This window comes from Caulobacter sp. AVps18 (assembly GCF_058681425.1).
Window position 1 is genome coordinate 3,281,812 of sequence record NZ_CM178737.1, and the last position, 26,806, is coordinate 3,308,617.

Here is a 26,806-nt window from a genome sequence, read left to right on the forward strand (position 1 = left end):
TCTCGAAAAAAGAGTGTCTTAAGCGAAAGTCTGGGTCGCGCGACGGGCGGCGATCTGGTCGGCCAACTGGATAGCGGCGATCAGGCTATCGGCTCTGGCCAGACCGCGTCCAGCAATGTCGAACCCTGTGCCGTGGTCCGGCGAGGTGCGCACGATGGGCAGGCCCAGGGTGACATTCACCCCGCCCCAGAAGTCGAGCATCTTGACCGGGATCAGAGCCTGGTCGTGATACATGCACAGCACCGCGTCGTAGCGGGCCCGAGCCTCGTCATGGAACAGGCTGTCGGACGGCGAGGGGCCGCTGACCTCGACGCCCAGCTCGCGCAGGGCGGCGATGGCGGGGCCGATGATCTCGATCTCTTCGCGGCCCAGGGCCCCGCTTTCGCCCGCATGGGGATTGAGGGCCGCCACGGCCAGCCGGGGGTGTGCGATCCCGAAATCGCGCTTCAGGGCCTGGGCGGTGACCAGACCGGCCTTGACGATGCCGTCGAAGGTCAGGGAGCCCGGAACGTCCGACAGGGCCTTGTGGATGGTCACCAGCGTGGCGCGCAGGTCGCCGGCCGTCAGCATCATCACCGGACCGCGCTCGCCCTCGAAGCGGGCGGCCGTGGTCAGGTCGGCCAGAAACTCTGTGTGGCCGGGAAAACGGAATCCGGCGTCATAGAGCGGTGCCTTGGCGATGGGCGCGGTTACCAGGCCACTGATCGCGCCCGAGAGCGCCAGGCCCACGCAGGTTTCGATACAGCGCAGGATCTGGCCGGCATGGGCGCTGCTGGGTTGGCCGGCGATCACCGGGGTCAGCAGCGGTATGTCCAGCACCGGCATGGCCTCGGCAAACACCGCATGGGCTTCGACCGGGCCGGTGACTGCACGGACCCGCACGCTCGAGCCGGCGGCCGCAAGGGAGCGGGCGTCGCCGACCACCATGAAGGGCGGGCCGTCCTGGCGGAGGGCCGCCCAGGCCTTGGCGATGATCTCCGCGCCGATACCGGCAGGATCACCCGCGCTAAGGGCCAGAGGGCGCGGCTTCACCGGGTTTCGATGGTCGCCGAGTTGCGCAGGTCCCGCAGGTAGCGCTTGGCAATCAGCGCCAGTTGCTGGCCGCGCAGGCGGTTCTCGATCTGGTCGTGCGAGGGCGCGTTGCCGCCCGACTGGCGCTTGCCGCAGATGGCGATCAGGTGAAGGCCGGCGTCAGTGCGGATCGGGTCGGACACCTGGCCGACGGTCAGAGCCGTCGCGGCGCTCTGGAAGGCGGGGGCCAGGTCAGTGATCTCGGCCTCGCCCAGGTCACCGGCCACCAGACCGTCCACCTTGCCGGCGGCTGCCTCAAGGGTGGAACAGGCGGTGATCTGCGGCTTCAGGGCCAGCAGGGTGCGGGTGGCGGCTTCAACCTGCTCGGGCGTCGCATCGGCGGCCAGCGGATAGGCGACCTGCTTGAGATCTACGAGGGCGGCCTTTGCCCCGGCGCGCTTCTCGCGCAGATAGATGATGTAGACGCCGTCCTTGACGGGGATCGGGCGCGACAGCTGGCCGGGGCGCAGCTGCTCCAGAGCAGCGTCCACCTCGGCCGGCATTTCGCCGGGGCTGATCCAGCCGGCGTCGCCGCCGTTTGCGGCGGTCGCGGCGGCCGAGAACTGACGGGCCACGGCGGGGAAGGGGGCTCCCTGCTGCATCTGGGCGACCAGCTGGGTGGCACCGTTCACGGCCGTTTCCATGCCGCCGACGCGGGTAGCGTCGATGAACACTTCGCTGACCTGGTACTGCGGCTTGCTGGCCGACTCGGCCAGGCGGCGCTCGTAGGCCTTGATCTGGTCTTCGCCAACCCGCAGGCGTGAGCCGTAGCGACCGCTGATCCAGTTGTTCCAGCTGCTTTCGGCACGGATCTGGGCGCGGAAGGTTTCCGCGCCGACGCCTTGGGACGCCAGCTGAGCCAGCAACTGCTTGCCGGTCATGCCGGCATTGTTGCCCTTGGCGATATCGTCGATCTGCTCGTCGACTTCCTTGTCGGTCGAGAGGATCGTGATCTTCTGTGCCTTCTCGACGCGATAGAGCTCCTGGATCTGAACCCGCTCGTCGATCAGAGAGCGCAGCGCTTCCTGCTCGAGTTGCGGCAGGTTTTCCTCGGTCGGCTGCAGGCCAGAGCTGGCCATCAGCAGACGCATACGCTGCATCAGGTCGTAGCTGGAAATGATGTCGTCATTGACGACCGCCGCGACGCTTTCCGACAGCGGATTGACACGAGCGGCTGCGGCGGCCGGCGGCGCGGCGACCACGGGAACGTCGGCGGCCTGGGCCAGGGCGGACGAGCCAAGGCTCGCCACGGCCAGGGCGATGATGGACGCGGCTCCAGCCGCGGCAAAGGTCTTCACGCTACGCGCAGGCCGCATGGGTAGTGTCGTTCCTCTAGAGGCTGTTCGTCGAACAGGCTCGTTTCCAATATTCAGGGCCCGCTGGTCGCCCAAACCGACGCCCGTTTCGTTCATGCCGCCCAGGGGTGACAGGTCGATCACGTGCGAAGACTGCCACGCGCACAGGCGAAGCCGCAGATAATTCAGTCGCTGTAACCTGTATCACCCAATGTGGCGAGCGTTAGGCGCAACACCACGGATTCGTCGGCCTGGAGCTTGAGGCCACCGGTCGATGCCTGGCTGAATCGGTCTTCATTCTGGTAGATCACGTCGATACGGATACAGTCGTCGGTATAGACCACGCCCAGATCACGACGCCGCCAGACGCCGGCCTCCAGGTCATGCTGACCGTAGGCGGTCAGGCCCCAGCGCTTGGTCAGGTTCAGCTGCCCCCGCATTTCGAAGGTTTCCAGTGGCGCGCCGTTGGCGTCCTGATTGTCGCGGACATAGCGGGCCGAGCCGAAGATGTACTGGCTGCTGGCGTCGATGCCGGCCTCGATGCGGCGGAGCTTGTTGTCGGTTATGTCGGGTGCGTAGCGGGTGCGGACAAAGGCGTTCACCCCTCGGATTGGTGTGACCGTGGCGGCCACAATCCAGTCGGACGACTTGGTCTGCAGGCCTGATCGCGACGGCAGCAGGGGGTCGACTTCCGAGCGGAAACTGCGGCCCAGCAACACGCTGGCACCGCGGCCGTCGTCATAGGTGACGGTGGCGCGGCCGCCGACATTCATCCGCTGGCCACCTTCATACAGGTCAAAGCCCGGCGACTTGTTGGCGCGGAACAGGTTGGTCTCGTCGAACTCGAACGAGGTGCTGTCCTCGTTGTAGAGGTTGGGCTTCGCGCCCGACGCGCCGACGACGACCGGTATGTTGCGGCTGCCGGAGCCCGTCGCCAGTTGCGCCAGGGGCTCAAGCACCACGGTCCCGCCCTTCAGGGCTTTGAGGAAGGGCCAGCTGATATCCACCCCGGTGACGCCCAGGGTGCGGGAATAGGTCTGGCTTTGGTCGGCGCCGGGGAGATCGGAAATGCGATAGGCGTCGGCCCGGGCCTGGGCGAATGGCGAGACCCGCAAGCCCGAACGCAGGGTCAGGTTGCTGCGCCAGTCCAGGTTCAGACTGCCGCGCTGGCTGTCCACGCCATCGGCTCCGGTGGTGTAGGGCGACTCGGTGCGGGTCAGGACCACGCCCGAGCCCTGCAGGCGCAAGCGGCCGCCAAGGATCGGGGTTTCGGGCTGCCAGCGACCTTCGACCAGCGGGCCGATCAGCGGGAAGACGTCGCTGTTTTCGAAGCTGGCGAAGCCGGTGATCGGATCCACGGCCGAGACCCGCAGACCCTGCACCGTGACCGCCGAGACCGAGAGGAACGAGCGCGCATCCTGGCGTGTAGTGTAGAGTTGTGAACTCAGTCGGCGGTCTTCACTCGTGAACAGGCCGCGCTGCTGATAGACGTCGTTGATGTCGTAATTGTCGAAGATCAGCTTGTCGGACGCGCGCTCGGCGCTGAAGCCCCACGTCCATTTGTCGTTGATGTCGAACTTGCCCCTGGCCAGAATGTAGCTGCGGGCCGTGTTCTCACCGAACCGCTCGCCGCGGTTGTCGATGTCCTTTTCGTAGGTGAAGCCCGAACGGATTTCGGCCGAGCCCGAGTAGAACCGCTTGCGCCAGTTCACATTCAGAAACGGGTTAACACTCGAATTAATCTGAGGACTTAGGATGATATCCTGAGACGGCGAAATGACCTGCAGATAGGGCTGTTGGTAGGACATGCCACGGCGTTTCGAGGCACCCAGCTTGGGCGTCAGGAAGCCGGAACTGCGGGTCGCCTGCGGGTCCGGGTGCCAGAACACCGGCAGGTACATCAGCGGCGCGCCCCACAGGCGAATGACCGCCTTCTTGTAGTAGACGAGCTGACGTTCCTTGTCCTGGACCACCTTGTCGGCCGACAGCGACCAGGTCGGCGTCGGCTTTTCGGCGCACACCTCACACGGGGTGTAGATTGCCTGGTTCAGTTCCTGGATGTTCTCGTTGCGGCGAATGGCGGAGGCGGCGGCGATCCTGACATTCTGGTCCATGCGGGCGGCGAAGCCCAGGGCAAAGCCGGCGCGCAGGTCCTTGTCCAGCGTGAGTTCATCGGCGAACTGGGCCGTGCCATCGGCATTGATCAGCACCACCTTGCCCTTGGCGTGGATCACGCCGGACTTGGTGTCATAGACCACTTCCTCGGCCCGCAGGGTACGGCCCTGATAGCGCGCTTCGACATCGCCGCGGGCCGTCAGGACCTCGGTCTTGTCATCGCGGATCAGCAGGTCGGATTCGAGGTAGTAGCCATCGGTCCCCAGCCCGTCGTCGGGCGCGGGGGCCACCTTGGGGACCGGCGGAATGTCGGCCAGCGACTGGGCGTGCGCGGCCGAGGCGGCCAGCACGAGCCAGGCCACGCCACCAAGCAGACGCAAGCGCCCCAGGGGCGAAGCGCCATGGCTGTGATCCTTCATGAACGACCTCGGAAACACGGACTCAACCATCCTCGGTATAGCAAAGCAGGGTGAAGCCCGCCAAAAGCGCGACGAGCGGTGGCGTCCAGGCTGCGAACGCCGGTGACAGTACATCCGCCTTCGCCAGAGCGCTGCACAGCTCATTGAAAAAGAAAAAGCCAAAGCCAAGGGCCACGCCAGATCCAGCCAGGGCCGCCAGGCCGCCAAGGCGCATCAGGCGCAGGGAAAAGGCCGCAGCCAGCACCGACATGGCCGCAAACAGCAGCGGCGTCGCCAGAATCTGGTGGAAACGCAGGCGGAAGGCCGTGGCCGAAAATCCAGCCTGTTCGGTGCGCATGATCGTATCGGGCAGCCGCCAGAAGGCCACGGCCTCAGGCGAGGTGAAGTTCTCCGAGGCGGTGCGGTCATCCAGGTTCGAAGAGATCGACTGGCGTTCAGAACGAATCGCTCCGGCGCCAGGTGTCGCTTCGCGCACGTCGATCAGGCGCCAGAAACCCGGCTCAAGCCTCGCCTCGCTGGCCTCGATCCGGCGCGAGAAGTCCATCACCCCCTTGGCGTTGAGGGTGTAGATAAACAGCGAAACGCCCCGCAGTCGCACAGAGCCGTTGACCTGGTCGCGAGCCCGCGCGTGGATCACGATCTGGGTCTTGTCGTCGCCCTGACGCAGCCATGTGCCCTTGGGCGCGGCCTTCAGGTAGTTTTCCATCATCGCGTCGCGCGAGACTTCATACTGGGCGGTCAGGGCGGTGCTCAGCGGGTTGAGCAGGGTGACGGTCAGCACGCCCATGACGAGGGCCGCCGTGGCCGCCGGGAAGATGAAGCGCCAGGCCGAGACGCCGGCGGCGCGCATGGCGATCAGTTCGCTGCGACGGTTCAGGCCAACAAAGGCACCCAGGGTGCCAAACAGGAAGATGAAGGGCGTCAGCACCAGGATCGTGGCCGGCGCCTGCAGGACGGTCAGATACAGCAGCTCGCCAAAACCGACATCGGCCCGAGTTCCCACATTGCGCGCGATGTCGACGAAGGCGATCAGCATCACCATCGAGCCCAGCACGGCCAGGGCGGCCCCCAGCGAGGCCAGGGTGCGCTTGAGGACGTAGCGCTCCATCATCCCGATGCCCAGGCTCATAGGGCCCCCTGGGCGTGGCCCAGCGGCTCGCCGAACCTGCGATGATCGCTCTGACCGATGGCCACGTAGCGGTGAATTTTTTGCCGGAAGATTTGTGCCAGGCCCCACCAGGTGGCGGCCACGGGCACGGCGTACTGCAGGATGTTCAGCCAGGCCGAGTCTTCACACGCCGCCTGGACGCCAAAGCCGATGATCCGCACCACCGCTGCGGCTGCGCCCACGGCGGCGATGCGCTTGCCATAGCCCATTCGGCTGAACGAGCCGCCGATCACGGCCGCCAGGGCCATGGCCATCAGGGCGATATTGTAGAGGGGGCTGGCGAACCGCGAATGTCCTTCGGCCAGCAGGCCGGTGCGGTTGCGCTGTTCCCACTCCTGGGTCAGGTCGGGGAAGAACAGCTCGTGCGGATAGCGGTCGGCGATCTTGTAGTGCAGCAGCTCGTCGCTCTGGAACAGCGACGACAGGTCGAAGGCATACTCGTCGAACGAGGTGTATTGCAGCACGCCGTCGCTGGAAAACTGCTGGTTGGACCCCTTCATCATGATCAGCACCGGCGCGCCGTTGCGGGTGGCGATCACCGCCTGCCGTGATGAGTAGGTCGAGGCACCGCCACCGGGCTTGTCCTGATGGATGAACAGGTTGTGGATAAGATTATCGCGGTCGATGGACTGCGCATAGACGGTCAGGCCCGGCCCTGGCTCGGTGAACTGTCCGGGTTTGACGAGGGTGGAGGCGACGTCGGTCTTGACCGCAAACGCCGTCTCGCGAATTTGACGGGCGCTCCAGGGCTGAACCCACAGGCCGAGGGCCAGGGAAAACAGGGTGGCGAAGACGGCCAGGCGCATGGCCGGCGAGATCACCCGCCAGCGGCTCATGCCGCCCGCGAAACAGACCACGATCTCCTGTTCGGTATGCAGCCGGTTCAGCGCCACCAAAGCCGCCACAAAGAGGGCGATGGGCAGGATGATGTTCAGTAGCTGGGGCAGGGCCAGGGCGATGATCTTGAGGAAAACCAGCGCGCTCTGGCGCTGCTCGATCAGGATGTCGAATTCCGACAGGCTGCGGGCCAGCAAGGCAAGCGCCGCCAGGGCCGCCGTCGCCAGAAGCGTCGGACCCAGCAATTGTCGGAAAAGGTAGCGTTCTATCAGGCGCATCGAAAAGGGGGTTCGGGCGAGCGGATTCGGAAAACGCGAACCCCCACTGAGGAGGGCTGTTCTACACGGGGGCTCCGCATGGGCACAACCGAAGACCGCGCGCCGCGTCGCCGGAAGTCTTTTCTCGCGACAAGGGTTGGACTATGCCGCCAAGTAAGGGCGCATGGCCGCGTGAGCGGCGGTTGCGCCAAGATCGATCAAGGAGCCTGCGATGCGTATCGAATTCGTCCCCGCTGACATCCAGGCGGGCGCCACGGCTGCCCTCGCGGTTCTGGCCCATGAAGCCGCCGCCCTGTCGCCTGAGGCGCGGGTGGTTGACCAGGCTACCGGCGGGGCCCTGAGCCGCGCCATCGCCAGCGGCCGCTTCATCGGGTCCAAGGGCCAGATCCTTGACCTGGTCGCTCCGCACGGACTGGAGGCCGCTCGCGTGGTGCTGGTGGGCGTTGATGGCGTCGGGGCTGTTGAGCCCGAGGCGGTCGAGACCGCCGCAGCCCACGCCTTTCAGGCCGTGAAGGCCTCCGGCGTCACTGAACTGGTTCTGAAGCTGGGTGCCGACGCCGAAACCGCCGCCCGGGCCGCCTTCGGCGCCAAGCTGGCCGCCTATCGTTTCGACAAGTATCGCACCACTGAAAAGGCCGAGAAGAAGCCGTCGGTCACGGTCGTCAAGGTCGCCGCCGCCGATCCGGTCAAGGCCGCCAAGGTGTTCGAGGGGCTCAACGCCCTGGCCGACGCCATAATCTTCAGCCGCGATCTGGTGTCCGAGCCCGCCAACATCCTGCATCCCGAAGAGTTCGCCGCCCGCGCCAAAAGCCTGGAAAGCCTGGGCCTGGAGGTCGAGATCCTCGGCGAGGCCCAGATGGCGGCCCTGGGCATGGGCAGCCTGCTGGGCGTGGGCCAGGGCAGCGTGCGCGAAAGCCAGCTGGTCATCATGAAGTGGAACGGCGCGGCCGACAAAACCGCCCCGCCCATCGCCTTCGTCGGCAAGGGCGTCACCTTCGACACCGGCGGCATCAGCATCAAGCCGGCCGACGGCATGGAAGACATGAAGTGGGACATGGGCGGCGCGGCCGCTGTGACCGGCCTCATGCACGCCCTGGCCGGCCGCAAGGCCAAAGTCAATGCCATCGGCGTGCTGGGCCTGGTCGAGAACATGCCCGACGGCAACGCCCAGCGCCCCGGTGACGTCGTGACCTCCATGTCGGGCCAGACCATCGAGGTCATCAATACCGACGCCGAGGGCCGCCTCGTCCTGGCCGACGCGCTCTGGTACACGCAAGAGCGTTTCAAGCCGCAGTTCATGATCGACCTGGCCACCCTGACCGGCGCGATCATCATTTCGCTGGGTCATGACTACGCCGGTTTGTTCAGCAATAACGACGGCTTGTCAGAAAAACTTCTCGCGGCTGGCAATGCAGAGCGCGAGAAGCTGTGGCGCATGCCCCTACCGGCGGCTTACGAAAAGCAGATCGAAAGCCCCATCGCCGACATGAAGAACATCGGCGGGCGCCCGGCCGGTTCGATCACGGCGGGACTGTTCCTGCAGAAGTTCGTCAACGGCGTGCCCTGGGCGCACCTCGACATCGCCTCCGTCGCCTGGCGCAAGCCTTCGACAGACCCGACCGTTCCCGACGGTGCGGTGGGCTTCGGCGTACGGCTGCTGAACCGACTGGTCGCCGACGCCTATGAGAGCTGATCGCGCCCATGGCTGAAAGCCCTTGCGAGGTCTGGTTCTACCATCTGGAGCGGAGCAGCGCCGATCAGGTGCTGCCCGAACTGCTGGAGAAGACCCTTGGCCGGGGCTGGAAGGCCCTGGTGCGGGGCGTCGATGCCCGCCGGCTGGAGGCGCTGGACGCGCATCTTTGGACCTTTCGCGACGACGCGTTCCTGCCGCACGGTCTGGCCGGCGAACCGATGGCCGAGCGCCAGCCGGTCCTGCTGACCACGGCCCTGGACAATGCCAATGCCGGCGACGCCATTTTCCTGATCGACGGGGCAGAGCCCGGCGACCTGGCGGGCTATGCGCGCTGCATCCTGCTGTTTGATGGCCGTGACGAGGCCGCCCTGGGAACCGCACGGGGGCGCTGGACGATCTTCAAGAAGGCCGGTCATCCGGTGTCGTACTGGCGCCAGGGTTCTGAACGCGGTTGGGAGAAGCAGGCATGAAGCGATCGATCCTGGCGGGCCTTGGCGTCGCCGTGCTGCTGGGCGCTGCCTCGTGCTCCAGCACGCCGCCTCCGGCTCCCTTGCCGCCGCCCGAGACGCCCGTTGCCCCGCCGCCGGTCGCCATTGCGCCGCCCCAGCCCAAGGACCAGTGCGGGATGAATGAGGCCAATGCCTATGTCGGCAAGATCCGCACCGACCTGCCGGCCCCCGTTGATCCCACCCGCTGGCGTGTGGCCTGCACCACCTGCCCGGTGACCATGGATTTCCGGCCCGACCGCCTGAACATCCTGTTCGATGCCGACACGGGCATCGTCAAAGAGGTCAAGTGCGGGTAGGGCGCTTCCAATCGTCCTGACCCGGAACGCAAAACGCCCCCGACCTTGGCCGGGGGCGTTCTGTTGTCAGACTGTCAGCCAGGATTAGTGATAGCGGCGGATCAGACCCACCAGCTTGCCCTGAACCTCAACCTGGTCCGGACCGAAGATGCGGGTCTCGTACTTGGGATTGGCGGCTTCGAGGGCGATGGAGCCGCCCCTCTTGCGCAAGCGCTTGAGGGTGGCCTCCTCGCCGACCAGGGCAACGACGATCTCGCCGGAATTGGCGGTGTCGCCCTTCCTGATGATCACATAGTCGCCGTCAAGGATGCCGGCCTCGATCATCGAGTCGCCCTGAACCTCGAGAACATAGTGCTCGCCGCCGCCCAGCATGGATTCGGGTACCGGCAGGCGATCGCGCTCGTGCTGGATGGCGTCGATGGGCGTACCGGCGGCGATCTTGCCCAGGATCGGCAGGTCGCGGCTGTCATTGGCCGGTGCAGCCGAGGGCGCAGCGGCCGGCGGCGCGCCGCCACCTTCGAAGACCTGCGGCTTGAACGTGCCTCGCCCCTTGGGCGGCGCCGCGGTCGTGGCCTGTTGCGGCAGCTTCACCACCTCCAGCGCCCGGGCCCGGTGGGCCAGGCGTCGGATGAAGCCGCGTTCTTCCAGCGCTGTGATCAGGCGGTGAATGCCCGACTTGGACGCCAGGTCCAGGGCTTCCTTCATCTCGTCGAAGGAGGGCGAAACGCCGCTCTCCTTGATGCGTTCGTGAATGAACATCAGCAGTTCGTGCTGCTTGCGCGTGAGCATGTCGGCCTCGACCAAGACGCGGAACAAACCGCAAACCGTTGGAATGTTCTCTAGGCGTTCTTCCTTAATGTCAAGTTGACGCAACAGACCGCCGCGACGCGGTCCCGGAACGCCCCTGCCTGCGCGTATAGGCGGGGCGCGCCACGGGACACTTGCAGAAGCAGTGCGGCGAATTTAGCTGTTAAATCAGAAGATAGTGCCCGGAACATCATCCGGCTGTCGGGTGCGCAAATCACCTTTGCACAAACATCCTGTCAGGCGTGGTCCTGGCGTTTCTAGCGAGGATCAACGGGGCTGCAGAGCCATGCAATCACGCAGCCGCCCGGGCTCGCACCCAGGCGTCACGACCCGGAAGCGGCGAATCGGCGCGCTTTCCGACTCGATTCGCTTCAGGCCCGGGGAGCCCCGGTGCCCGCCGAAAGGCTCTTGAAGGTGCGGCTCCAGCGCGGGCCCTGGCCGCTTTGCCAGGAAAACAGCACACGCTCGGCCCGGCCCACCAGGTTCTCGGCCGGGACGAAGCCCATCCCGGTCTCGGGCGGCAGATATTGATCCAGGGCGGTATCCCAGGCGCAGCGGGCGTCGCCGGGCCGGATCGAACCCGGATCGAAGCGGCTGTCGACCGAGTTGTCGCGATTGTCGCCCATCATGAAATAGCAGCCTGCCGGCACCTGATAGACGCCGGTATTGGCCGCCGCCGTGCGCGGGCCTTGCGAGTGGGTCAGATAGGTTCGGCCATTGGGCAGGGTCTCGGCGGCCTCCTCGACCACAACGGGGTAGCCGTGATCCGACTTGACCCGCACCGCCATCGGCGTCTGCCCGACGGGCGCGCCATTGATCGTCAGAACACCGCCGCGAACCTGGATGCGGTCGCCCGGCAGACCGACCAGCCGCTTGATGATGTCGGTTCGGCCATCGCCCGGTCGCTTGAAGACAACGATGTCGCCGCGTGCAGGCTCTCGCCCTGCCAGGCGTCCATGGCCCAGCGGCGGGCTGAAGGGCAGGGAATGGCGGCTCCAGCCATAGGCGTATTTCGACACCAGGATCCTGTCGCCAATCTCCAGGGTCGGCTCCATCGAGCCTGACGGGATCATGAAGGGCTGGGCCAGCACCGTGCGCGGCACCAGCAGGATCGCCGCCGTGAGCGCGAAGAAACGCGCCCAATCCAGGACTTCGGCCAGCAGGGTCGGTTTGCGGGCAGTGTTTGTGTCGTCGCTCATCGGATCCCCCTGGCGTTCAAGCCTGCAGTAGAACCGGCGCAGCTTGGCCAAATCGTGGCGCTTTACGTCTTCAGGCTGGTCGCCAGTTCCGGATGTTTGGGGCTGCAACTGCTGTAGATTGCCGCCAGCAGCGCCATGTCCTTGTCATAGTCGCCTGACGGCATGATCGCTTCGCCCAGGCTCACAACCTTTCGCCGATAGTCCATCATCCCGCAGACCATCGGGACCTGCGCCTTCAAGGCGATGTTGTAGAAGCCTGTTTTCCACTGCCGCGCCTTGCCGCGCGTCCCTTCGGGCGCGATGGTCAGCATGAATTCGTCGCGTCGCGCGAACTCATCCGCCATGGCCGATACGGTGTCGCGCGATTGCGAACGGTCGATAGGCACGCCGCCCAGGTCGCGCATCACCCCGGCAAATGGCCAGCGGAATAGCGAGGCCTTGCCCATGAAACTGAGATTGAGGTCCAGGGCGTCGGTTGCGCCGATGAAATAGACAAAGTCCCAGTTGCTGGTGTGGGGCGCCGCGATGATCACACACTTGCGTGACGCAGGGGCCTGGCCCTCCACCGTCCAGCCCTGAAGCCGGAAGAAGGTGGCCAAGGCCCATTTCACCAGTCGAGCGATAGGGCTCATCGGCTTGTCCTCTCCCTGGGCGCGTCTCTGTACGCGCGCGGCGTCGGGACGTCTTGAGTCGACAGGTTGGCTGGACCGAAGGCTCAGCGCCAGCCCTTATGGAACCGGCTCAGCCGATCAGCGCGCGGGTGGCCCCGGCCACATCGGCCTGACGCATCAGGCTTTCGCCCACCAGCATGGCCTTGGCACCGGCCGCTTCCATGCGCACCACGTCGTCGAGGACGAAAACGCCGCTTTCGGTCACCAGCAGGGCGTCGGCCGGAGCCTGCGCGGCGAGGCGCTCGGTCACGGCCAGATCGACGACGAAGCTCTTCAGGTCGCGATTATTGATGCCCACCAGGGTGGAGCCCAGCTTTCCGGCCCGGTCCATCTCGGCTTCGTCATGCACTTCGACCAGGGCGTCCATGCCCAGGCGCTCGGCCTCGGCCATCAACTCGGCGGCCAGGGTGTCGTCGATCATGGCCAGGATCACCAGAATGGCGTCGGCACCCAGGGCGCGGCTCTCGGCCACCTGCCAGGGATCAACCAGAAAGTCCTTGCGGATACAGGGCAGGCTGACGGCGGCGCGGGCGTCGATCAGATAGGGATCAGCGCCCTGAAAGCTGGGACCATCGGTCAGCACCGACAGGCAGGTGGCCCCGCCGGCTTCGTAGTTCCGGGCCAGGGCCGGCGGGTCGAAGTCGGCGCGGATCAGGCCCTTGGAGGGCGAGGCCTTCTTGATCTCGGCGATCAGGGCCAGCTTGCCGGGCGTGTGAGCGGCGCTTAGCGCCGCCCTGAAGCCGCGCGGCTTGCTGGCGGATCTTGCGGCGGACTCCAGTTGCGCCACCGTGCGGCGCCGCTTGCGGTCGGCGACCTCGTCACGCTTGTAGGCGGCGATGGTCGCGAGAATGTCGGTCATGCTTCAGCCAGCTCGGTGTTGGTGGCGGCGACCAGGCCGGCCAGGGCAGCCCTGGCCTTGCCGGTGTCGATAGAGGCGGCGGCCGCCTCGATGCCTTCACCCAGGGTCTCGACGGCGTCGGCGACCAGGAAGGCGGCGGCAGCGTTCAGCAGGACAATGTCGCGATAGGCACCCCTTTCACCGTCCAGCAGCCGGGTGAGGGCGGCGGCGTTGAACTCGGGCTCGCCGCCGGTGATGTCGGCCAGCGACGCGCGCGGCAGGCCGACAGCCTCTGGCGTGATCGTGAACAGCCGCACCGCGCCGTGACGCCATTCGGCGACCTGGGTTTCGCCCGTGGTGGTCAGCTCATCCAGGCCCGAGCCGTGCACCGACCAGGCGCGCTCGGCCCCCAGCAGGCCCAGGGCCTTGGCGATGGGCTCAACAAAACGCGGGGCCGAGACCCCGACCACCTGGCGCTTGGCGCCGGCCGGATTGGTCAGCGGGCCCAGGATGTTGAAAATGGTGCGGAAACCCAGTTGCTGACGGATCGGCGAGACGTGCCGCATCGCCCCATGGTGGGCCTGGGCGAACAGGAAGCAGATGCCGGCCTCGTCCAGGGCCTTGCGCTGCTGGGCGCGGCTGGCGTCGATATTGACCCCCAGCGCGGTCAGGACGTCGGCCGTGCCGGATTTCGAGGTGATGGCCCGGTTGCCGTGCTTGGCCACCTTCAGCCCGCCACCTGCCGCCACGAAGCCGACAGCGGTGGAGATATTGAGCGTATGCAGGCCATCGCCGCCCGTGCCGCAGACATCGACGACGTCGTAGGGGTGCTCCAGCATCACGGCGGCGCGGCGCATGGCGCGCGCGCAGGCGGCGATCTCGCCCACCGTTTCGCCGCGCAGGCGCATGGCCGTGACGGCGGCGGCCACCTGGGCGGGCGTCGGCTCGCCGCGCAGGCAGGCGCTGAAGAACACCTCGGCGTCGTCTTCCGACAGGGTCTGACCGTCGGCCAGCTTGGCCAGCAGGGGCTTGAAGGCGTCGGACATGGCGCGCCCCTAGACCCAGATCGCCGCGTCGCGCTTGACGCCGGCCAGGTCGAGGAAGTTGGCCAGCATCTGGTGACCGCCCTCGGTGGCGATGGATTCGGGGTGGAACTGCACGCCGTGGACCGGGCGGGTGCGGTGCTGCACGCCCATGATCTCGCCGTCTTCGGTCCAGGCGGTGACCTCCAGCTCGGCGGGCAGGTCTTCGCGACGGACGGCCAGGCTGTGATAGCGCGTGGCGGTGAAGGGGTTGGGCAGGCCCTTGAAGAGACCCTTGTCGGCGTGGTGGATCGGGCAGGTCTTGCCGTGCATCACGGCCTTGGCGCGGATCACCTCGCCGCCATAGGCCTGGCCGATGGCCTGATGACCCAGGCAAACACCCAGGATCGGCATGTCGTCGGGCGCGCCGCGCAGCAGGGGCAGGCAGATACCCGCCTGGTCCGGGGCCTTGGGGCCGGGCGACAGCAGGATCGCCGCCGGACGCAGGCCCAGCGCTTCCTGAACCGTCAGGTCGTCATTGCGGTGCACGACCGTCTCGGCCCCTAGCTCGTTCAGATAGTGAACGAGGTTGTAGGTGAAGCTGTCGTAGTTATCGATGACCAGGATCATGACGCCGCCTTTCGCGGGTTCAGCTTCTAGAGCGCGTGAGGCAAAAGTGTAAGCGGTTTTGCCGCCTGATCGCGCACGGTTTCAGAGCCCAACCGCCGGTCGCGCCATGCCTTGGACTGGGCGCAAGGCTCTGGCATAGGTCTCGGGATGAACAGGGTGCGACATCTATGACCTCGCCAGGAACGGCCGATGAGCGGATGCTGCGGTTGATGGCCCTGACCGATTCCGCCCTTGATCCGATCGCCTTGGCCTATGCGCGCGCCCTGCTGCGACCGCGCGACCGGCGCCAGAAGATGGGACCCGTCCTGGCGGCGGCGGCCTTTGCTGCGCTGTGCGCTGTCAGCTTCGCCACGGTGATGGTGCTGGCCCCGCCGGCGGTCACCCAGCATCTGCCGAACGACCGCCTAGGGTATTAGCAGGCCTAGGCGAAGCGCCAGGCTTCCTCGGCCGCGCGCTTGAGGGCGCGGGACTTGTGCAGGGTCTCGTCATATTCGGCGTCGGCGTCGCTGTCGGCCACCACCCCGCCGCCGGCCTGCACGTACATCATGCCGTCCTTCAGCAGGGCCGTGCGCAGCACGATGCAGGTATCGACCGAGCCGTCGGCACCGATGTAGCCGACCGCCCCGGCATAGCCGAGGCCGCGCTTTTCGATCTCGAGTTCGTCGATGATCTCCATGGCCCGCACCTTGGGCGCGCCCGAAAGCGTGCCGGCGGGCAGGGCGGCCATCAGCACGTCGACGGGATCCACGCCTTCGGGCGCGACGCCCTCGACGTTGGAGACGATGTGCATGACATGGCTGTAGCGCTCGACCTTGAAGCTCTCGGTCACCCTGACGCGCGGGCCCTTGTGCGGCTTGGCCGGTTCATTGCGGCCCGGCTCCTTCAGCATCGAGACGCGGCCCACATCGTTGCGGCCCAGGTCCAGCAGCATCAGGTGCTCGGCGCGTTCCTTGGGATCGGCCAGCAGTTCGTCTTCCAGGGCCAGATCCTCTTCCGGCGTGGCACCGCGCGGGCGGGTTCCGGCGATCGGGCGGATGGTGATCTTGCCGTCGCGCAGTCGCACCAGAATCTCGGGACTTGAGCCCACCAGGTGACAGCCGTCCAGGTTCAGGAAAAACAGGAACGGCGAGGGGTTGGTCCGGCGCAGCGAGCGGTAGAGCGCGAACGGATCCAGGTCGAACGGCGCGCGGAAGCGGTGGCTGGGCACCACCTGGAAGATGTCGCCGGCCCGGATGTAGTCCTTGGCCTTCTCGACCACGACCGCATAGTCCTCGCGGCTGACGGGCGTGGTGAATTCGATGGGCGCGTGGCCACGACGCGGGGCCTCATGGGCCAGGGGGCGGCGCAGGTCGGCCATGACCGTCTCGATGCGCGCCCGGGCTGCATGATGCGCGTCCTGGGCCGAGACGCCAGCCAGAGGCCGCACGGTGGTGACCAGGATGATCTCCTGGGCGATGGCATCAAACACGGCCACGATCGACGGCCGGGTCATGATCCCATCGGGCAGACCGCCCAGGGTGTCTTCGTTGATGTCGGGCAGGCGCTCGGCCAGTCGCACCATGTCGTAGCCCAGCGCGCCGAACACGCCGGCGGCCATGGGCGGCAGTCCGGCCGGCAGATCGATCCGTGAGGCGGCGATCAGGTCGCGCAGACTATCCAGCGCGCCGCCGGCCTGGGGCGTGAAGTCCCCCCTGGCGATGGCGTCACCCTCGGCGACCTCGGCCTGGTCGCCGCGACAGCGCCAGACAAAGTCCGGCTTCATCGCCACGATGGAATAGCGGCCGCGCCAGGCGCCGCCCTCGACGCTTTCGAACAGAAAGGCATAGGGCTTGCCCTGTCCGATCTTCAGATAGGCCGAGACCGGCGTCTCCAGATCATCAATCAGCCGCGTCCAGACAACCTGGGGCCGTCCGGCGTCATAGGTCTGGGCAAAGGCGTCGAAGGCGGGTTCCAGGCTCATTTGCTCTTGCCGCTCTTGGCCGCCTCAGCCTTCGCAAGGGCGTCGGTGTCGACCCCGATGGCCTGGCGCGCCAGGGTCAGGTTGACGGTGGTCTTCAGCTGCGTGCGGGCGGCCGTGCGGGCGGCTTCGCCCAGGTCGCGCATCATGCTGGCATCGGTCTGCTGCTGCAGCGCCTGGACAATGCGGGCCATGTCGGCGGTCTTGCCGGGCGTGACCTTTTCCAGCTGGGCCACCACATAGGCGCCCTGACCGGCGCGGGCGGTGAAGACCTCGCCGGGCTTGGCGCTGAAGGTGGCGACCAGCAGTTCGCGGCCCAGGGCCTGATGCTCCTGGGCGTTCTGGCGGCTGATGCCGGGAACGCGCTGCACCCTGGAGCCCGAGGCGGCGGCGACGCTTTCCAGCGACTTGCCCTTCTTGACTTCAGCGGCCAGGGCCAGGGCCTTGGCGCGCAGACGCTCGGTCATCTCGTTCTGCAGCCACACCTGGGCCAGTTGCGGCCGGATCTCGGCCAGGGGCGGCAGGGCGGGCGCAATGACCTTCTCGGCCTTTACGGCGTAGTATTCGCCCTTGCCGATCTCGACCAGTTCGCTCTCGCCGCCCGCCGACAGGGCGAAGGCGGTCTTCAGGATGTCGGGCGTCAGGCCCGGGATCGGCTGGCCGGTTTCATCGGTGCCCTGGGCGGTGATCGGGGCCGTGGTCATCACCATGGCGCCGGCCTTGCCGGCGGCGGCGACCAGATCGGTGCCGGCGTCGTGGGCGTCCTGATAGGCCTGGGTCTGCTCATAGGCCTTGGCCTGGGCGTTCTGGGATCGAAGTTCGGCCTCGATGGCCGGACGCATGCTCTCCAGCGTGGCGGACGAGCCGGGCGTGATCTTGGTCAGCTTGACGACCGAGACACCCAGATCGCCGGCGATCGGCCCGCTGACCTGGCCGGCGGCAAGGGCGAACGCGGCGTCGGCCATCTTGCGGTCGGGCAGGGCTGAGCGGGGCTTGTCGCTGATGATCACCGGCTTGGTGCCATAGGCGCTGGCCACGACAGCGGGCTGCTCGCCCTTGCCCAGGCGCTGGGCGATCACGGCGGCGGCCTTGGCGTCGGGGGCGACGATCTGGACCAGCGAGCGGGTCTCGGCCGAGCCCAGCGTGTCCTTGCGGAAGTCGAAGGTCTTCTGGACCTGGGCCGGATCGACCGAGACGGACGGCTCCAGCGCCTGGGCGCTGACCCGCATGATCGACAGCACCCGGGTTTCGGGGCGGGTCAGGCGCTCGGCGTTCTGCTTCATGAATGCGGTCAGTTGGGCGTCGGTCGGATCGGCGGGGCGCTGGATCGAGGCCGGATTGACCGCAAAGGCGGCCAGGTCGCGGCTTTCCAGGCCATAGGCGGCTTGCAGGGCCGAATAGATGCGCGGCGCGTGCAGGCCATTGGCAACGCCGGTGAAGAACTGGGTCTGGGCGATGTCGTCGCGCAGCGACTTCTCATAGGTCTCGGGCGTCAGGTCGTTCTGGGCCAGCAGGGCCGCATACATCTTGGGATCGAACTTGCCGGTGATCGGGTCGAAGGGGCGCTGGTTGGGGTGCAGGCCGCTCATCTGCTGGCGCACCACATCGCCGATCAACTTGTCGGACGGGCGCACGCCGGCCCGGTGGATCATTTCGGCGATCGACTCCTGAAGGGCGACCTCTTCAAGGATCTGGCGATCAATGCCGCGCTCAACCGCCTGGTCGGCCGTGATGATCTCGCCCGAGCGGCGCTCGGTTTCCTTGCGATAGGTGTCGAAACGGACCTTGAAGTCCTGCGGCGACACGCTGCGCGAACCGGCTGAGATAACGCTGGAGCTTGATGGCCCCTTGAACACGTCGCTGATCCCGAACACTGCAAAGCTGATGATCAGCAGGGCGAACAGGACGACCGCGAAGGGCGATTTGGCGAAGGTGCGGAAACCGGCGAGCATGATAGCGAAAAACCTTCCTGACTTGTCGCGGGCGGGCGCGGCCCTTCGGCGACGCGACGCGCGCGAGCAGCGGGTATAGTAGAGCGGAAGGTAGGGGGGCAAGCCACGCCGGTCTTGACTTCCCAAGGGACGACGGGCTCAAAACCCATTCATGACCCTTTTGAGCCCGACGCCCCGGCCGCTGATCGCCGGAAACTGGAAGATGAACGGCCTTTCGCAGGCCTTGGATCAGGGCCGTGCCGTTGCCGCAGGCCTCGAATCCCACCCGCCGGCCGCTCGTGTGGCGATCTGCCCGCCGGCCACCTTATTGCACCGTCTTTACGAGGCCCTGGAGGGCACAACCGTGCTGACGGGCGGACAGGATTGCCACGTCAAGACCAGCGGCGCCCATACCGGCGATGTTTCCGCCGCGATGCTGGCCGACGCCGGCGCGGCCCTGGTGATCCTGGGCCACTCCGAACGGCGCGACGATCACGGGGAAACCAGCGCCCTGGTCTCGGACAAGGTCGAGACGGCTCTGGCCGAGGGCCTCGAGCCCATCGTCTGCGTCGGCGAGAGCCTGGCGCAACGCGAAGCCGGATCGGCCCTGGAAATCGTCACCGGCCAGGTCCGCGACTCGCTGCCCGCCAGCCTGGGCGGCGTGGCGTTTGCCGTGGCCTACGAGCCGATCTGGGCCATCGGAACCGGCCGCACGGCGACGGTCGATGATATCGCTGAAATGCACGCCGCGATCCGCGCCCAGCTGGTCACCGCCTTTGGCCAGCATGGCGCGACGGTTCCCATCCTCTATGGCGGTTCGGTAAAGCCCGACAATGCCGCCGAAATCCTGCGCACGCCTGAAGTCGGCGGAGCGCTGGTCGGCGGCGCTTCGTTGAAGGCGGAAGACTTCCTGGCGATCATCGCGGCGGCGTGATCGGGCGGGACGGAAACAGATCCTCCCCCTGAAGGGAGAGGTGTCGCCCCCGCGAAGGCGGGGGAGACGGAGGGGGTAGTGGCTGCTGACTCGGTGCGGTCTTCCCCCTCCGGCCCTTCGGGCCGCCTCCCCCTTCAGGGGGAGGATTTATGGGGATACAGCGCCCTCCATCCCCGGCGCATCGCCCGCGAACACCAACAACTTCAACGCTCTGTAAAAAGAACGAGCGGGCCCATCAGACGCGCTCAAAACCACCCCCATAATCGTCGCTGTCCCCGTCGCAGGGGGAGGGCGCTTGGTACCGGCCCGAAGCGGCGATGGGGATGGAGCTGAGCGGGGCCGCGCGGTCACGCGGGCAAGACTGATAGTGGCCTGTTCGTTGGATTGATCCGGGGCCACCGGAGGTCTTGCTTTCGAGACAGCGCGGAACGACAGGGCGGTGATCGTAAAGCCGTCTATCGCGACCCGTCGGACCCCTCACGGATACACCGCAGGGGTTGGGCGCGCCCGTCCGGGGGACAATTGGGGGCCAGAGCTGAAACAGCGCTCGCGAGCTCGCCATCCTCACGGTCAGAACAGCTTCTGCGAAGCGGAAGAGACGAGCCGAAACGCACACAATACACATCACGGTCCCCGGGTTCGCCCCGGCCGCTTCGCGCCTCCCCAACCCCTTCAGCGGCATCCGCCGCGTGATGCAGAGAGCCCGTGTCTTCTCCCTTTCGCCATCGGAGGAGAAAGGGAGCCCCAGGCTCAGAATCCTTGACAGAACCGCCCCCCCATGCGCCTTTCCGCGCCTTGCAATTCCTCGCTTTTTCAAGCTTTCCAAAGATCCTGCCATGACGACGATGCACGCCTACCGCACCCACACCTGCGGCGCCCTGCGGGCCACCGACACCGGCGCGAACGTCCGCGTTTCGGGCTGGATTCACCGCAAGCGCGACCATGGCGGGCTGGTCTTCATCGACCTGCGCGACCACTACGGCCTGACCCAGCTGGTGCTGCACCCCGAAACCCCCGGCTTCGCCGTGGTCGAGCGGTTGCGTGCCGAGAGCGTGATCAAGGTCGACGGCAAGGTGCTGGCCCGTGACGCCGCCGCCGTGAACCCCAACCTGCCGACCGGCGCGGTCGAGATCCACGTCACCGCCGTCGAAGTGCTGTCGGAAGCCGCCGAGCTGCCGCTGCCGGTGTTCGGCGAGCCCGACTATCCCGAAGAAATCCGCCTCAAGCACCGCTATCTGGATTTGCGTCGCGAGACCCTGCACAAGAACATCGTGCTGCGCAGCAAGGTGATCCACTCGATCCGTCACCGCATGGTCGAGCAGGGCTTCCTCGAATATCAAACCCCGATCCTGACCGCCTCGTCGCCGGAAGGCGCGCGCGACTTCCTGGTGCCCTCGCGCCTGCATCCCGGCAAGTTCTATGCGCTGCCGCAGGCTCCCCAGCAGTTCAAGCAGTTGCTGATGGTCTCGGGCTTTGACCGCTATTTCCAGATCGCCCCGTGTTTCCGCGACGAAGACCTGCGCGCCGACCGGTCGCTGGAATTCTACCAGCTCGACGTCGAGATGAGCTTCGTCACCCAGGAAGACGTGTTCGCGGCCATCGAGCCGGTGATGCACGGCGTGTTCGAGGAGTTCTCGGGCGGCAAGCCGGTGTCGCCGATCACGGGCACCCACACCTTCACCAACGATTTCGGCGCCACGCTGGAGCACCAGGGCTTTGAGCGCCTGACCTATGCCCAGTCGATGGCCTGGTACGGCAGCGACAAGCCCGACACCCGTAACCCGATCAAGATGCAGGATGTCTCGGATCACTTCCGGACCGGCGGGTTTGGCCTGTTCGCCAAGATCCTGGGCGCGGACGAAAAGAACGCTGTCTGGGCGATCCCGGCTCCGACCGGCGGAAGCCGCGCCTTCTGCGACCGCATGAACTCTTGGGCCCAAGGCGAAGGCCAACCCGGCCTTGGCTATATTTTCTGGTCAGAAGACCAAGGTGCGTGGGGCGGCCCGATCGCCAAGAATCTCGGCCAGGAGCCCACGGAGTTCCTGATGAAGTCGTTGGGCCTGGGCCAGGGCGACGCCGCGTTCTTCGTGGCGGGTCTGCCGGCGACCTTCGCCAAGTTCGCAGGTCTGGCCCGCACCCGCGTCGGCACCGAGCTGAAGCTGGTCGACGAGAACCAGTTCAAGTTCTGCTGGATCGTCGACTTCCCGATGTTCGAATGGAACGAGGACGAAAAGCGCGTCGACTTCTCGCACAACCCGTTCTCGATGCCGCAGGGCGGTCTGGAGGCCCTGGAGACCCAGGACCCGCTGACCATCCGCGCCTATCAGTACGACATCGTCTGCAACGGCTATGAGCTGTGCTCGGGCGCGATCCGGAACCACAAGCCCGAGATCATGCTGAAAGCCTTCGAGACCGCCGGCTATGGTGCCGAAGTGGTCGAGGAACAGTTCGGCGGCATGCTCAACGCCTTCCGGTTCGGGGCCCCGCCGCACGGCGGTCTGGCCCCCGGCATCGACCGGATCGTCATGCTGCTGGCCGAGCAGGTCGCCATCCGTGAAGTCATTGCCTTCCCGCTGAACCAGCAGGGCCAGGACCTCCTGATGAACGCCCCGGCCGAGGCTCAGGACCGCCAGTACAAGGAACTGCACATCCGCTCGGCACCCCCCATCAAGGTGTAGGCGATCAAGGTGTAGAGCGACCACGAAAAAGGCCCCGGTTTCACACCCGGGGCCTTTTGATTTTCAGGACCGGCCGCCCTCAATAACGCGGCGGAGCCGGGGGTTTGGGGGGCTTGGGGTTGGCGGCGGCTGCAGCCTTGGCGGTTTGCGCCTGGGCCTTGGCGGCCTCGGCCTGGGCGCGGCCGAAGTCGACCACCACCCGGATGTCGCGCCGCCCGCCGTGGCAGGGCTTGATGGTCAGTCCGCGGGGCAGGCGGGTGGAGTTGTCGCCGCAGGCTTCGTCCAGCTGCTCCTGGTTTAGGCCCTTTGCGCCCGACAGGTCGGCTCCGCCCAGCATGGCACCGCCCAGATCAGCATTGCGCATGTCGGCACCATGAAACACCGCCCCGCGTAGATGGGCTCCGTTGAACTCGGCGTTGCGGAAGTCGGCCATATCAAAGCGGGCGCCGGTCAGGTTAGCGGCGTTCAGTTCGGCGTTGCGGAAATCGACGTCACGGGCATTGACTGATGCCAGGTTGGACCCGGTCAACTCAGCGTTCGAGAGATTGGCCCGGCTCATGTTCGCCCCGACCATATGGGCCCCGTGCAGCTCGGAGGACGAAAGGTCGACCCGCAGCAGGATGGCGTTCTGGAAATTGGCACCGCTGCTCTCGACGCCCGACATCCGCGCATCGGTGAAGTTGGCATTGGCGAAATTGGCACCGCGCATTTCGGCGCCGCGCAGATCGGCACGGGTAAGGTCGGCATTGGCGAAGTTGGAGCCGTAGAACACCGCGCCGCGCAGGTCAGACCCGATCAGAGTGGCACGGCTGAAGTCTGCGCCCGTGAATTTGGCACCGGTCAGCTTGCGGCCCGACAGCGCGCAATTGGCGCAGGCACCGCCGAACGAGACGAGGCGGGCCACGTCCTTGTCCTCGGCGCGAGCCTGGGCCTGGCCGGCCACGGCCGTCAGAACCAGCGTCAAAACCGCTAAGGAAACGCCCATACGGGACATCGAACTCTCCGATCAGCCAAGACGTGACTGCATGAGTCACGATTTGGCCCCGCGACAGCATCAGCGCCACTTAAATCGCGGTAATGACAGGAGCTTAACGGCAGGCGGGAACGCTCAGACCCCGTGGCAGGCGGGTCGAGGCGTCGCCACAAGCGCGGTTCAACTGGGCCTGGGTCAGCCCCTGAGCGCGGTCCATTTCCGCCCCGGACAGATTGACGCCCGACAGGTTGGCCCCGGCAAAGCTGGCTCCTTCGAGAAAGGCTCCGACGAAGCTGGCATTGGTCAGGTCGGCGCCGGCGAAGCTGGCCCCGCCAAAGACGCCGCCATAGGCATTGACGTCGCGCAGGTCGCCGCCGGCGAAGCGCGTCCGGTTCATCACGACGGTTGACAGGTCGGCCTGACGAAGACGGGCCTTGGCCAGGTTCTTGCCGGGCAAGGTCAGGTTGGCGAGATCGGCCTGGAAGAGATTACAGCCTGGACAATGGGCACCGGCCCGGACCTTGGCGATCTGGCCGGCGTTCTGGGCGAGGGCCGGCGCGGCGCTTGCGACGACGGCAGCGCTCAAGGCCAGGGTTGCGAGACGGGCGATCGGGGACATGGCGGAGCGCTTCCTGGAGATGTTCGGCGTCAACAGCCTAGGCTCGCAAGCTTAAGGTGAGGCAAACGCTCAGGTGGCGACGCCGGGGCCCGCCCGGTCGGCCTGCACGCCGCAACGATCACAGACCGTGATTGCACCGCGCTGGGTCAGGGCGCTGTCGCCACAGGCCGGGCAGACATCGGCATGGTCGGCGGTGTTGCGAGGATCCTCCTCGCTCTTGCGTCCACCAAACGGCAGGAACACCAGATTGTCGGGGGCCGCGCCGCGCGAAAAGCCCTTGGAGATGAACTTGCTGGCGGGCAGGGGCTCTGGCTCGGCTTCCGCATCGGCCTTGCCGTGCCCCAGGCCGTCGGCGTTGAACTCCTGCGGGTCTGCATTGGCCAGGTCGTCGCGGCCCAGATACGAAACGCCCAGTTCGCGGAAGATGTAGTCGAGGATCGAGGTCGCCGACTTGATCGAGTCGTTTCCCGTGACCGGCCCGGCCGGCTCGAACCGCGTGAAGACGAAGGCGTCGACAAACTCGTCCAGCGGCACGCCGTGCTGCAGGCCCAGGGATACGGCGATGGCGAAATTGTTCATCAGGCTGCGGAAGGCGGCACCTTCCTTGTGCATGTCGATGAAGATCTCGCCGACCTCGCCATCATCATACTCGCCGGTATGCAGATAGACCTTGTGGCCACCGACGGCGGCCTTCTGGATGTAGCCCTTGCGCCTGTCGGGCAGCTTGCGGCGCGACCGGTCGCGCTCAATCACCTTCTCGACCACGCGCTCTGTGACGATGGGCTCGGGCGTCCGCAGACGCGGCGCCTCAACAGGCGGTTCCGGGAGGTCCAGCTGGAAATCAGCCGGGGGCGGCGCACGACGCAGCGTGAGGGCGCGAACCCCGGCCCGCGCTGTTGCGGCCTGCAGTCGTACGGCGTCCAACGGCCTGGCGTCGAAGGGCAGGGGCAGAACGACCGGCGCGGCCTGGCAGGTAAAAACCTCGACGGCGGCAATCATGGCCAGCCGGTCGGCGAGGGTCGGCGCCTCTATGGCCAGAAACACCGCCCGGATGGCTGGCTCCAGGGCGTCGCAGTCGGCCAAGGTTCCAGCGCCCATGGCATGGCGTTGCGCCGCAAGGACCTCGTCCGGCGAGAATCCGGCAAAGGTCAGGGTGTCGAAATCTGCCTTGGCCAGAGCGCTGGCCGATGCGCCCAGGACGTCGCCCAGAAAGCCCGCCCCGACAACGGACGGTGCGAAGGCCGCTCGCAGATCGGGCGCGGTTCGCAGCACGTCCTCGACCCGCTCGATCTCATAGGCCGTAAAGCCTCGGGCCTGCAGGGTCAGGTGGTCGATAGCCGGCGCTTCGGCCAGCGAGCCATGCCCCAGGGCATGACGCCGGGCCGCGTCGATATCGGCCTGCGCGTTGCCCAAACATTCGAAAGCGGCCACGCTGAACGATGGCACAAGCAGGCCATCGGCGGTCTGGACGATGGAAACCGGCGTCTCGACACCAGCGTGGCCCAGGGGGCGCCCGCTCAGACGCAAAGCGGCTTCGGCGTCCTCGAAGGCGGCGACCAGGCGGGGCGAGCGCAGTCCGTGCTTGCGGGCCAGGCCGTGGGCCATGGCCAGGGCGGTCGCCGCCTCGGTGGCCAGGGGCGACTTCAGGGCGGCGGCGCGAACCCGGCGCTCGGCCATGCCACGAAGGACGGACTGACGATCCTGAATGAAGGCGGGATCGGCCCCCAGCGAAGCTGCGGCCTCGGCGCTGGCGGATAGGGCGGCGCCGGCCGTCAGAGCCCACAGGGCCGCAGCGCCGTCCCGGCCCTCGGGGCTGGCCGGGGAAAGCCCCTGGGCCAGCAGCCAGTCGCCGACGCCGGCCAGGGCCAGCGCCGCCGGGCGGTCACCCCGCTCGATCTCCAGGGCCGTCGCCCACAGATGGACCACATAGGTGAAGCCCTGCAGGTCGAAGGTCTGCCCCGACTGAAAGGCCGAGGCGTCGATAACGGCGCGCACGGCGCTGCCTTGTGCGAGGGCTTCGGCGTCTTCCGGCGAGAAGGCCAGGGTCAGGGCGCTCGTCTCCCAACCGATCTGCGCAGCGAAACTGGCGCTGTCGTCTCCGGCCGCGACGACCTGGCGTGAAGCTGAGGCGACCATTGTCGGATCGGCACAGGTCTCTTCGTCCATCAATGCCGGGCGCGGCGTACCGGCCAGGGCGATGGCGTCGAAGATCATCCGGTCATTCGCGCCAAGGTCACGGGCCCGACGAGCCGCCCGGGCCAGGGCGCTGTTCTTTCGCGGATCGGCGCAAGCCCTGGCGTCGCCATGACAGCGGGCGACAGCGTCGCCGACCTGGGCCAGCGCGGCATCCAGAATTGCGGCCGCGTTGCGGGCCAGAGCCTGAGTGCGGCGGCGGGCTAGACGGTTGTCGACCTCTGCCTGAAACTCGATCTCGGCGAGGTCGGGCAGTTGATCGAGGGCGGCCGCAGGGCCGGCTGGACAGGCGACGCCGGCAAGCAGGGTGGTGAGCAGGGCGTCCTTGAATGCCCGAGCGTCGCTGCCGTCGGCGAACACGCCGTCGTCAAGGCCCAAAGTGGCCAACCGTTCTGCATAGCGGGCGGGTCCGCCGCCCAACGGCGCTTCGATATCGAGGTCGCCGCTGGCCCAGTCGAGCCAGCTTTCGACGCGGGCGTCCGTCCAGTCGGCGGGAGCCAGGACGTCCACCACGACATCGGTGCGTTCAAGTGCGCGACGTTCCAGTCTGGAGGCCGGGCCGACATATCGAGATTGGATGCGCATGGGCGATTCCGCTTCTGAGCGCCACGAAGGCCTAAGGTTAGATCGTGCGCCATCACCCTTCAATAGATGTTGGGGGGCGGCGCCCGCT

22 protein-coding genes are annotated in these 26,806 nt (G+C 66.8%); 6 read left to right on the forward strand and 16 right to left on the reverse strand.

The features are described from left to right. Positions 1-18: 18 nt before the first annotated feature. The 5 genes from pdxA to lptF form a co-directional block, all read right to left on the reverse strand. Complete coding sequence (pdxA, locus tag ACW179_RS14970; protein WP_492060267.1) at positions 19-1,032, reverse strand: 4-hydroxythreonine-4-phosphate dehydrogenase PdxA; 1,014 nt, start codon at positions 1,030-1,032, stop codon at positions 19-21. Further along, positions 1,029-2,387 carry a peptidylprolyl isomerase gene (locus ACW179_RS14975; protein WP_492060268.1) on the reverse strand — a complete coding sequence of 453 codons (1,359 nt, stop codon included), beginning with the start codon at positions 2,385-2,387 and terminating at the stop codon, positions 1,029-1,031. Before ACW179_RS14975 ends, pdxA begins: the two co-directional genes overlap by 4 nt. A gap of 164 nt (positions 2,388-2,551) precedes the next feature. Further along, the gene (locus ACW179_RS14980; RefSeq protein WP_492060269.1) at positions 2,552-4,900 is read right to left on the reverse strand and encodes an LPS-assembly protein LptD; all 2,349 of its coding nucleotides are present in this window, start codon (positions 4,898-4,900) and stop codon (positions 2,552-2,554) included. A gap of 22 nt (positions 4,901-4,922) precedes the next feature. Then, on the reverse strand, positions 4,923-6,029 hold the full coding sequence (gene lptG, locus ACW179_RS14985) for an LPS export ABC transporter permease LptG (protein WP_492060270.1): 1,107 nt from the start codon (positions 6,027-6,029) through the stop codon (positions 4,923-4,925). Further along, on the reverse strand, positions 6,026-7,183 hold the full coding sequence (gene lptF, locus ACW179_RS14990) for an LPS export ABC transporter permease LptF (protein WP_492060271.1): 1,158 nt from the start codon (positions 7,181-7,183) through the stop codon (positions 6,026-6,028). Before lptF ends, lptG begins: the two co-directional genes overlap by 4 nt. A 211-nt stretch (positions 7,184-7,394) precedes the next feature. Between lptF and ACW179_RS14995 the strand changes: the two genes are divergently transcribed. Genes ACW179_RS14995 through ACW179_RS15005 form a run of 3 tightly spaced genes read left to right on the forward strand, consistent with a single transcriptional unit; the run spans position 7,395 to position 9,681 of the window. Continuing rightward, entirely contained in the window at positions 7,395-8,876 is a 1,482-nt protein-coding gene (locus tag ACW179_RS14995; protein ID WP_492060272.1) for a leucyl aminopeptidase, read from the forward strand. 8 nt (positions 8,877-8,884) lie between these two features. Continuing rightward, positions 8,885-9,346, forward strand: coding sequence for a DNA polymerase III subunit chi (locus tag ACW179_RS15000; protein WP_492060273.1), 462 nt, complete (start codon positions 8,885-8,887; stop codon positions 9,344-9,346). Next, entirely contained in the window at positions 9,343-9,681 is a 339-nt protein-coding gene (locus tag ACW179_RS15005; protein ID WP_492060274.1) for a peptidase inhibitor I78, read from the forward strand. Before ACW179_RS15000 ends, ACW179_RS15005 begins: the two co-directional genes overlap by 4 nt. Before the next feature lie 84 nt (positions 9,682-9,765). On the opposite strand, the gene lexA is transcribed toward ACW179_RS15005, so the two are convergent. From lexA to ACW179_RS15035, 6 genes are all read right to left on the reverse strand, one after another. Then, the gene (gene lexA / locus ACW179_RS15010) at positions 9,766-10,470 is read right to left on the reverse strand and encodes a transcriptional repressor LexA (RefSeq protein ID WP_492060275.1); all 705 of its coding nucleotides are present in this window, start codon (positions 10,468-10,470) and stop codon (positions 9,766-9,768) included. 389 nt (positions 10,471-10,859) lie between these two features. After that, entirely contained in the window at positions 10,860-11,687 is an 828-nt protein-coding gene (gene lepB / locus ACW179_RS15015) for a signal peptidase I (protein WP_492060276.1), read from the reverse strand. Between the two features lie 62 nt (positions 11,688-11,749). Continuing rightward, on the reverse strand, positions 11,750-12,319 hold the full coding sequence (locus ACW179_RS15020) for a lysophospholipid acyltransferase family protein (RefSeq protein ID WP_492060277.1): 570 nt from the start codon (positions 12,317-12,319) through the stop codon (positions 11,750-11,752). A gap of 109 nt (positions 12,320-12,428) precedes the next feature. Further along, positions 12,429-13,217: an indole-3-glycerol phosphate synthase TrpC gene (gene trpC, locus ACW179_RS15025; protein ID WP_492060278.1), complete on the reverse strand. Its 789-nt coding sequence runs from the start codon at positions 13,215-13,217 to the stop codon at positions 12,429-12,431. Then, positions 13,214-14,242 (reverse strand): anthranilate phosphoribosyltransferase, encoded by a 1,029-nt coding sequence (gene trpD / locus ACW179_RS15030; protein ID WP_492060279.1) that lies wholly within the window; start codon positions 14,240-14,242, stop codon positions 13,214-13,216. Before trpD ends, trpC begins: the two co-directional genes overlap by 4 nt. A 9-nt stretch (positions 14,243-14,251) precedes the next feature. Beyond that, positions 14,252-14,848 (reverse strand): anthranilate synthase component II, encoded by a 597-nt coding sequence (locus ACW179_RS15035; protein WP_492060280.1) that lies wholly within the window; start codon positions 14,846-14,848, stop codon positions 14,252-14,254. A 209-nt stretch (positions 14,849-15,057) separates the two neighbouring features. Between ACW179_RS15035 and ACW179_RS15040 the strand changes: the two genes are divergently transcribed. Further along, complete coding sequence (locus tag ACW179_RS15040; RefSeq protein WP_492064327.1) at positions 15,058-15,264, forward strand: hypothetical protein; 207 nt, start codon at positions 15,058-15,060, stop codon at positions 15,262-15,264. 5 nt (positions 15,265-15,269) lie between these two features. On the opposite strand, the gene trpE is transcribed toward ACW179_RS15040, so the two are convergent. Further along, the gene (gene trpE / locus ACW179_RS15045) at positions 15,270-16,808 is read right to left on the reverse strand and encodes an anthranilate synthase component I (RefSeq protein ID WP_492060281.1); all 1,539 of its coding nucleotides are present in this window, start codon (positions 16,806-16,808) and stop codon (positions 15,270-15,272) included. Next, positions 16,805-18,757: a peptidylprolyl isomerase gene (locus ACW179_RS15050; RefSeq protein ID WP_492060282.1), complete on the reverse strand. Its 1,953-nt coding sequence runs from the start codon at positions 18,755-18,757 to the stop codon at positions 16,805-16,807. Before ACW179_RS15050 ends, trpE begins: the two co-directional genes overlap by 4 nt. 151 nt (positions 18,758-18,908) lie before the next feature. Between ACW179_RS15050 and tpiA the strand changes: the two genes are divergently transcribed. Further along, entirely contained in the window at positions 18,909-19,670 is a 762-nt protein-coding gene (gene tpiA / locus ACW179_RS15055; protein WP_492060283.1) for a triose-phosphate isomerase, read from the forward strand. An 836-nt stretch (positions 19,671-20,506) separates the two neighbouring features. Next, a complete protein-coding gene (gene aspS, locus ACW179_RS15060) occupies positions 20,507-22,348 on the forward strand; it encodes an aspartate--tRNA ligase (RefSeq protein WP_492060284.1) in 1,842 nt (613 codons plus the stop codon). A 79-nt stretch (positions 22,349-22,427) separates the two neighbouring features. On the opposite strand, the gene ACW179_RS15065 is transcribed toward aspS, so the two are convergent. From ACW179_RS15065 to ACW179_RS15075, 3 genes are all read right to left on the reverse strand, one after another. Next, on the reverse strand, positions 22,428-23,342 hold the full coding sequence (locus tag ACW179_RS15065; RefSeq protein ID WP_492060285.1) for a pentapeptide repeat-containing protein: 915 nt from the start codon (positions 23,340-23,342) through the stop codon (positions 22,428-22,430). Between the two features lie 94 nt (positions 23,343-23,436). Further along, positions 23,437-23,940: a pentapeptide repeat-containing protein gene (locus ACW179_RS15070; protein WP_492060286.1), complete on the reverse strand. Its 504-nt coding sequence runs from the start codon at positions 23,938-23,940 to the stop codon at positions 23,437-23,439. A 69-nt stretch (positions 23,941-24,009) separates the two neighbouring features. Then, positions 24,010-26,718 carry a TSCPD domain-containing protein gene (locus ACW179_RS15075; RefSeq protein WP_492060287.1) on the reverse strand — a complete coding sequence of 903 codons (2,709 nt, stop codon included), beginning with the start codon at positions 26,716-26,718 and terminating at the stop codon, positions 24,010-24,012. Positions 26,719-26,806: the final 88 nt, after the last annotated feature.